At 59.7% G+C, this 1,021-nt stretch carries 1 protein-coding gene and 2 pseudogenes; all 3 read right to left on the bottom strand.

The window, feature by feature from the left end; genetic code table 11:
* Positions 1-326 (bottom strand): CcdC protein domain-containing protein (locus AC1D1P_RS24270; RefSeq protein ID WP_477674784.1); only part of this gene is annotated, 326 nt, incomplete at its 3' end.
* A gap of 36 nt (positions 327-362) precedes the next feature.
* Positions 363-756, bottom strand: a pseudogene (locus AC1D1P_RS24275) (type II toxin-antitoxin system PemK/MazF family toxin).
* 38 nt (positions 757-794) lie between these two features.
* A pseudogene (locus tag AC1D1P_RS24280) lies at positions 795-1,021 on the bottom strand (hypothetical protein); the annotation flags it as partial.

Consider the following 1,021-nt stretch of genomic DNA (forward strand, 5'->3'; position numbering starts at 1 on the left):
GTATAGAACAGGCCTTGGGGTGTGGGTTCAAAGCGCGTCTTGCTCAACCCGAAGACACCGAGCAACGCGCCGAGGCCCAGGCCACCGGCGAGCCACCAAAGCCGTTCGGGATGCTCACGGGCGGCGAAGCCAAGCAAAACAAGCAGGACGGGAAAGATGGCCAAAGTTACCCAAGGGCGGATCCTCGACAGGCGCTGACGCCCGACCATGCGGCGAAAGCGCGCGTAAACACGCCACGCGACCAACGGAAGAAGCACAAGCAGTGTGATGGTGGAAGAACTCGGCGCTTGCATGGTGTTGGCCTTCAGGTAGCGAACAATGGGCACAGACGACAGAAATTGCCTGACACGGTGCTCCCGGGACTATCGATGGAGAAACGATGCCTGCAGAAACCGCAGTCCCGCCAGTATCTGCTGAACCCGCTCACCTGACAGCGTCCCGATGTGCGCACCCAAGCGTGTTTTGTACACGGAAGACACCTGCGACACAACCACCACGCTTTGCTTCTCGAGATTCCCCTCACCAGGCTCCAGCAGGACATTGCCGGGCTCCGCAGCGCGGTTCAGATTGGAGGTCAACACAGACAACAACGGTGCTGATGCGGGAGCGGTTGAACAGGTCGTCTTGCACAACGACATGGGGATGCGGGGAGCCCGGGATGGAGCCGCGTGAGGGGTCCGCTTCAATCCAGAACACATCGCCCTGCTTGATGGTGTCGGGGAAAGGGCCTTGTGGGGCTTCTGGGTCTCTGTCCATGAGTTGTCTATAGCAATAGGCAGCCCGGCGAAAGGGCTTTAGAAAACACCTGCCTGACCTTTGTCAAACGCGGCTCGCCACTCCCTGTAACCCGCCAGTTCGCTTTCTGTCACTGCTGCATGTCCGATGCGGGTTTGACCTGCTGCCGCTCCTGGCGAGCGATTTGGCGCATGTCCGAGCTGAACGGTCCATTTCCCGTTTACCGCTGCCGCTCGGGCCTCTTCGATCGTCTTGAATTCCGCCGCCCCATAAGAGCAACCGATAA

Source organism: Polaromonas sp. P1_E1_2, assembly GCF_056406035.1.